Raw genomic sequence first — 6,799 nt, 5'->3', positions numbered from 1 at the left:
GAACCGCTTCGGCGGGCACGCGGGTGGAGCCGAGCTCCACGCCGTCGAACCGGGCGGTCAGCTCCCGCACGGCCGCCACTCCCCTATGGCGCACATCGTCGCAGATGGGCCGCACCTTCGAAAGGGCGGCCTCGACGTCGAGCTCGGCGCGGGGCAGCACGTCGCGCAGGTCGTCCGGAAGGGACCCGCGCAGGTCGATACGGGATATCACCGGTCCAGTCTACGGAGGGTGGCACCCCGATCCGGTTCCAGTCCGCCATTCGGACGGCGCCTTTACATTGTAGATTTTAACTTGCCGTTAAGCTGGGGGCCGTGAGCAAGACGAAGAACAAGGGAGGCCAGGGCACTCCCGCCACCGTGGCGCTGGCCAGGGCAGAGATCGGCTTCACCCTCCATCCCTATGACCACGACCCGAACGCCCAGGCGTACGGCGAGGAGGCCGCCGACGCGCTCGGCCTGCCGTACGAGCGGATCTTCAAGACCCTGGTGGCCGAGGTCGAGACCGGGCTCGCGGTCGCGGTCGTGCCCGTCTCCGGCAAGCTCGACCTGAAGGCGTTCGCCTCCGCCCTGGGCGGCAAGCGCGCGGCCATGGCCGACGCGGCCAAGGTCGAGCGGGTCACCGGCTACGTCGTCGGCGGCATCAGCCCGCTCGGGCAGCGCAGGGCCCTGCCCACGGTGGTCGACTCCTCCGCGCTGGAGTTCGAGACGATCTACTTCTCGGCCGGGCGGCGAGGGCTGCAGATCGAGACCGCCCCCGCCGAGCTGGTGCGCCTCACCCAGGCGGTCACCGCTCCCATCGGCAAGGCGCCCTGACCACGCTTGGCAACCCTTGCCGTCGCCTTCCGGCGTTTCGGGTGACCAGACTGGCGTCACCTGCCATGACACCAGGCCCCGCGTGCCCGAAGGAGCGAGAGTGACCGAGCTGTTCTATCTGTCCGCCACCGAGATGCTGGGCCTCCTGCGCGACAGGCAGATCAGCGCGGCCGAGCTGACCGAGGCGCACCTCCGGCGGATCGACGAGGTGAACGGCGAGGTCAACGCGGTGGTCACGCTGGTCGCCGACCAGGCGCTCGCGCAGGCGCGCAAGCTCGACGACGAACTCGTCCGCGGGCACTGGCGGGGGCCGCTGCACGGCCTGCCCATCGCCTACAAGGACCTCACCGACACGGCCGGCATCCGCACGACGTACGGCTCGCCGATCTTCGCCGGTCACGTGCCCGAGGCCGACGCGCTGGTGGTGCGGCGCGCGCGGGCGGCGGGGGCGATCACGGTGGGCAAGACCAACACGCCGGAGTTCGGCACCGGCTCGCACACCGTCAACGAGGTGTTCGGCGCCACCCGCAACCCCTACGACCTCACCCGCAGCGCGGGCGGCAGCAGCGGCGGGGCCGCCGCCGCGCTGGCCTCCGGCATGGTGCCGCTGGCCGACGGATCCGACATGGGCGGGTCCCTGCGCAACCCCGCGTCGTTCTGCAACGTGGTCGGGCTGCGGCCGACCCCGGGCCGGGTGCCCGACGCCTCGGCGACCTCGGCCTGGTTCAGCCTCGGCGTCTCCGGCCCCCTGGCGAGGACCGTCAGCGACGCGGCGCTGCTGATGAGCGTCATCTCCGGCTTCGCGCCCACCTCGCCGTTCGCCGTCAGGGAGGACGGCTCGGCCTTCGCCGGGCCCCTGGAGTGCGACCTGGCGGGCCTGCGGGTGGCCTGGAGCCCCGACCTCGGCGGGCTGCCCGTGGACCCGGAGACGGCCGCGGTGACGGCGCGGGCGCCGGGCGTGCTCGCCGGCCTCGGGGCCAAGGTCGAGCAGGTCGATCTCGACCTCGCGGACGCCGAGGACGCGTTCCGCACCTACCGCGCCTGGTACTACGCGAGCGCCTTCGGCGACCTGCCCGCGGGCGAGGTCGGCCCGAACGTCGCCTGGAACATCGAGCGGGGGCGCGAGGTCACCGGCGCCGACCTGGCACGCGCCGAACGCCTGCGCAGCGGCCTGTTCCAGCGCATGAACGCCTTCTTCGACGACCACGACATCCTGATCGCCCCGGTCAGCCAGGTGCCGCCCTTCCCTGTCGACCAGCCGTACGTCACCGAGGTGGCGGGCACGCCGATGCCCGACTACCTGGCGTGGATGCGCTCGGCGTACTGGATCAGCGTCCTGCACGCCCCCGCGGCCTCGGTGCCGTGCGGGTTCACCCCGGGCGGGCTGCCCGTCGGCGTGCAGATCATCGGGCGGCCGTGGGACGACCTCACGGTGCTCAGGGCCGCCCACGCCTTCGAGCGGGCGACCGGCCACGGGGCGAGGCGCCCCGCGCTCGGCCGCTAACGGGGCTGGTGGCCCCCGTCGCGGCCGTCGCCGGGGTCGGGCACGGGCGGCACGGGCACGGGTGACACGGGCGCGGGCTCCGGCTCGGGCGTGTCGCGGCCGTCGACGGACTCAAGGATGCCGAAGATCGCGACGCCGACCAGCGCCCAGCTCAGCAGCACGCCGCGCGCGGTGACGCCGAGCACGTCGACCGTGGACCCGAGCCCGGCCGAACGCGGCGCCGCCGCCTGGACCATCGAGCCCCCCAGCGACGTGCCGACGCTGAGGGCGAGGAAGCCGGCGAGCAGGCCGCCCACCGCGAGCCCCGCCAGCAGGGCGATCGCGCGCCCCGTGCGCGCGATCAGGTAGGCGACGACCCCGCAGGCGAGCCCCGCGACGCCCGTCACGACGGCGAACCAGCCATCGGCCGCGATCAGGGACTGGGTGGTGGGGTCGGTCAGCTCGGGGCCCGTCTTGGTGATGACGTACGGCGTGCGGGGGGCGAGGGCCGACCACAGGAAACCCGCCGCCACGCCCAAGAGGGCGAGCACGACCACGGTCGCCACGAAGTCCCGCAGATGCCGCACCCGATCACCTCGCCTGTCACGCGTCCCTGTACCAGCGTACGGATCCGCACATGGTACCGATGTAAGCCCCGCCGCCGCGCCTCCTGGTTCGCCCCCGCCCCCGTTAGGCTGTCCCCCGTGAGCGAAGAGGTATGGCTGATCGAGTCGTCCGGACCTCTGCGGGGGGACGTCGAAGTACGCGGTTCGAAGAACGCGGTGTCCAAGCACATGGTCGCCGCGATGCTCGGCATCGGCCCGAGCACGCTCCACAACGCTCCAGAGGTGGGCGAGGTGGGCATCACCGCCGCGATGCTGGAGGCGCTCGGCATCGAGGTCGACATCAGCGGGGGCGAGATCACCCTGGAGCGCGGCCCCGAGATCAGGCCCCGGGTGCCGGAGGCCTTCACCGGGCTCAACCGCATCCCGATCCTGATGCTCGGCCCGCTGTTGCACCTGGCCGGTGAGGCGTACGTCCCGCTCGTCGGCGGCGACCCCATCGGGCGGCGGCCGGTCAACTTCCACGTCGAGGCGCTCCGCGCGATGGGCGCCGAGGTCGAGGTGCGCGACACCGGCATCTTCGCCAAGGCCACCCGGCTGCGCGGCACCCGCATCGAGCTGCCCTATCCCAGCGTCGGCGCCACCGAGACGATCCTTCTGTCCGCCGTGCTCGCCGAGGGCAAGACCGTCATCAAGGGCGCCGCCACCGAGCCCGAGGTGGTCGAGCTGGCGCTGTTCCTGCAGCGCATGGGCGCCCGCATCGAGCTCAGCCCCGACCGCCGCATCGTCATCGAGGGCGTCGAGCGCCTGCGCGGGGCCTCCACCTGGCTCGCGGGCGACCGCATCGAGGCCTTCTCCTACCTGGTGGCCGGGCTCATCACCGGCGGCGAGGTCCGCGTGCACGGCTGCCCGCAGGACCGGCTCGTCACCGCCATCACGACCCTCGCCCGCATGGGCGCCACATTCGACATCACCGACGACTGGCTGACCGCCTCCGCGCCGAACGGCCTGCGGGCCGCCGCCGTGCAGACCGACACCCACCCCGGCTTCATGACCGACTGGCAGACGCCGCTGATGGTCCTGTTCACGCAGGCCGACGGCATGTCGGTCCTGCACGAGACCGTCTTCGAGAACCGGCTCGTCTACGTGCCCGCCCTGCAGAAGATGGGCTGCGAGATCGAGATCTTCGACGTGTGCCTAGGCGGGCCCGCATGCCGCTACCACGACACCAACGCCCGGCACTCCGCGGTCGTCAGGGGCGTCTCCAAGCTCCGGGGGGCCGACGTCACCCTGCCCGACATCCGCGCCGGGTTCTCCGGAGTGCTCGCCGCGGCCGTCGCCGAGGGCACCTCGACGCTGCGGGGCGTCCACCACATCGAACGTGGATACCACCGCGTTTTCGACCAGTTCACCTCACTTGGGTTGAAGATCAACCGGGAAGCGTAAAGATTCCTCGGTAGGGCGTTTGCCGACGTTCCCTGGGTCGCACTTCTATCCCCGTGACCTCGGGATCCGACGGCCGCCGGACACCCGGCGGCGAGTCAGCGCAGCGCCGCCCAAGGGAGCGTCCGGTGCCGGTGAGCATCGCGGCGCTCGGCGTCGCGGGCGTGGTCGGCGGCCTGCTGGCGGCGGCCGTCGCGCTCCCGGCGGTCGGCGGGGCGGGCATCCTGACGCGGAGCGCCGCGCACGACTTCTTCGAGGTGCCGACCATGCTGCGCGAGGCCCCGCTGCCCGAGCGCACCCGGCTGCTCGACAAGGACGGCAAGCAGTTCGCCCAGTTCTACGTCCAGAACCGGCAGTCGGTCGACATCGGCAAGATCGCGCCCGTCATGCTCAAGGCGATGGTCGCCATCGAGGACTCCCGGTTCTACGAGCACGCGGGGCTCGACCTCAAGGGCACCCTGCGGGCGATCATCGCCAACACCAAGGCGGGCGGCATCCGGCAGGGCGGGTCCTCGCTGACGCAGCAGCTCGTGAAGAACATCCTGCTGCAGAACGCCCACTCGGAGGCCGAGCGGGACATGGCGCGCGCCCCCAGCATCCGCAGGAAGCTCCAGGAGCTGCGGTACGCCATGGGGCTGGAGAAGAAGTACACCAAGGACCAGATCCTCGTGCGCTACCTCAACATCGCCTACTTCGGCGGGGGCGCGTTCGGCGTGCAGGCCGCGGCGCAACGGTTCTTCGGCACCTCCGCCGCCGCGCTGACCCCGGCCCAGGCCGCCACCCTGGCGGGGGCCGTGCGCACGCCGTACTTCACCGACCCCACCCTCGGCGAGGTCCACCAGAGGCGGCTGCTGGAACGCCGCGACCTCGTGCTCGACCGCATGGCGCAGCTCGGGATGATCCCGCAGGTGCGGGCCGACGCCGCGAAGGCCACGCCGCTGGCCCTGAACCTGCGGCCCGAGCCCGGCGGGTGCTCCGAGAGCGAGTTCCCGTTCTTCTGCCTGTACGTGCAGAAGGAGATCGCGACCAACCGCGCCTTCGGGCAGACCCGCGCCGAGCGCGAGCGACGCCTGTACCGCGACGGCCTGGTGATCAGGACCACCCTCGACCGAAACGCGCAGCGCGCCGCCGAGAAGGCGATCTCCGCGCACGTCCACGCCAAGGACAACGACGTGGCCGCCGAGGCGATGGTGGAGCCCGGCACGGGACGCATCCGCGCCCTGGCCGCGAGCAAGCAGTACGGGATCAACCCCGGCGACAGGAACGACGGCCCGAAGACGACGTACAACCTGCCGGCCGACACCGCGCACGGCGGCGGGCAGGGGTTCCAGGCGGGGTCGACGTTCAAGGCGTTCACGCTCGCCACGGCCCTGGCGAAGGGCTGGCGGTTCGACCAGGGCTTCGACACCCCCGGACGCTTCGTCCCCTCCTCGGGGTACAAGAACTGCGCGGGGAAGAAGGTCAACGACCCCGACTCGGTCGTCTACAACGCCGGCGGCGAGGGGAAGGGCGGCCCGCACAGCCTGTCCACCGGCACCTGGCAGTCGGTCAACATCTTCTACATGATGCTGGAGCGCGACGTCGGACTGTGTGACGTGGTCCGCACGGCCAGGTCGCTGGGCATCGTCAGGGCGGACGGCGAGCCGCTCAAGGAGGTGCCGACCTTCACCCTCGGGGTGAACGAGATGGACCCGGTGACGGTGGCGAGCGCCTTCGCGGCGTTCGGGGCCCGCGGCCGCTACTGCCGCCCGATGGCCATCCTGGAGATCTCCGAGCGGCGCGGCAGGCGTACGGCGATCTCGCCGAGTTGCACGGACGCCATCGAGCAGGACGTCGCCGACGCCGTCAACCACATCCTTTCCGGGGTCTTCACCAAAGGCACGATGAAGGGGCAGGGCATCGGCAGGCCCGCCGCGGGCAAGACGGGTACCAACAACGGCTACACCTCGGCCTGGTTCGCCGGCTACACCCCGGACCTGGCGGCGGCCGTCAGCGTCGGCGACATCAGGGGCGCCTACAAGTACCCGCTGACCAACGTGGAGATCGGCGGCCAGTCCTACGGCGGCGTCCAGGGGGCGTCCCTGCCGGGCCCGATCTGGGTCCAGTCCATGGAGGCGGCGCTGAGCTACCTGCCGCCGACCTCGTTCACCGCGCCCGACATGGGGCGGTTCGGGGGCGGGTCGACTCCTGGCCTGAAGCCCGAGGACCAGTTCCTCGAACCCCGGCTGGAGGCCGGGGAGGAGGGCGAGAGACGGGAAGGCCGGCTCCGCCACCACTCGCGCCGGCACGCGGACGACGGATGGGACCCCTTCTGGATCAGCCCGGAGGAGGATCCGTGGGCCCCGCCACGCGAGCGACGCCGATACCGGGAGCCTTCACCGGGCGGCGTCGAGGAACGCTGGGCGATCAAACCGAACGCCGTCGTGCCCTCGCCCGAGCCGCTGACGCCGGCCGTCACCCGGAGCACCGTGGAACCGGACGAGGCGGCGCGGCGTAC

Annotated in this window: 6 protein-coding genes; 4 read left to right on the top strand and 2 right to left on the bottom strand. The window is 72.1% G+C overall.

The features are described from left to right. Nucleotides 1-211 (bottom strand): histidinol dehydrogenase (locus AB0B89_RS33760; protein ID WP_358560969.1); only part of this gene is annotated, 211 nt, incomplete at its 3' end. A gap of 101 nt (nucleotides 212-312) precedes the next feature. Between AB0B89_RS33760 and ybaK the strand changes: the two genes are divergently transcribed. Then, nucleotides 313-813, top strand: coding sequence for a Cys-tRNA(Pro) deacylase (ybaK, locus tag AB0B89_RS33755; protein ID WP_358560966.1), 501 nt, complete (start codon nucleotides 313-315; stop codon nucleotides 811-813). A 100-nt stretch (nucleotides 814-913) separates the two neighbouring features. Beyond that, nucleotides 914-2,317: an amidase gene (locus AB0B89_RS33750; RefSeq protein WP_358560963.1), complete on the top strand. Its 1,404-nt coding sequence runs from the start codon at nucleotides 914-916 to the stop codon at nucleotides 2,315-2,317. On the opposite strand, the gene AB0B89_RS33745 is transcribed toward AB0B89_RS33750, so the two are convergent. Next, nucleotides 2,314-2,883, bottom strand: coding sequence for a hypothetical protein (locus AB0B89_RS33745; protein ID WP_358560960.1), 570 nt, complete (start codon nucleotides 2,881-2,883; stop codon nucleotides 2,314-2,316). The genes AB0B89_RS33750 and AB0B89_RS33745 overlap by 4 nt on opposite strands. Nucleotides 2,884-3,000: 117 nt before the next feature. Here AB0B89_RS33745 and murA point away from each other — a divergent pair, with 117 nt between their 5' ends. Continuing rightward, on the top strand, nucleotides 3,001-4,305 hold the full coding sequence (gene murA / locus AB0B89_RS33740; RefSeq protein WP_358560957.1) for a UDP-N-acetylglucosamine 1-carboxyvinyltransferase: 1,305 nt from the start codon (nucleotides 3,001-3,003) through the stop codon (nucleotides 4,303-4,305). A 125-nt stretch (nucleotides 4,306-4,430) separates the two neighbouring features. Beyond that, the coding region (locus tag AB0B89_RS33735) for a transglycosylase domain-containing protein (protein ID WP_358560954.1) at nucleotides 4,431-6,799 on the top strand (2,369 nt) is incomplete at its 3' end.

The organism is Sphaerisporangium sp. NPDC049002 (genome assembly GCF_040649355.1).
GTDB lineage: Bacteria > Actinomycetota > Actinomycetes > Streptosporangiales > Streptosporangiaceae > Sphaerisporangium.
This window is presented reverse-complemented; position numbering and strand designations above follow the sequence as displayed.